Genomic DNA, 233 nt, shown 5'->3' with positions numbered 1-233 from the left:
CTGTGCGGTCAAACTGAAATCAGGCAATGTCAGCTGAATATGTTTTTCAGTCCTTTCTCCAACACCGGGTACAACAACGCGATACCCTGGAGAAAACAGAGTGCCGGTGCTCTCTACTGTCACTTCATCAGCGATATAGTCACACACTTTGGTCGTTCCACCAACGGGGCTGTGCATGATATGCCCCAGCCCTTTAAGGGTGGAATCAACCGTATCTTCTTTTTCACGAAACG

1 protein-coding gene is annotated in these 233 nt (G+C 48.5%); it reads right to left on the bottom strand.

Annotated elements, in window-relative coordinates:
- On the bottom strand, positions 1-233 hold a 233-nt coding region (locus ACY2RR_RS24820; protein ID WP_490110869.1), incomplete at both ends, for a hypothetical protein.

The organism is Parendozoicomonas sp. 2304DJ65-17, assembly GCF_058148445.1.
Note: the sequence above shows the minus strand (reverse complement) of the source record. Positions and strands in the feature narration are given on the sequence as shown.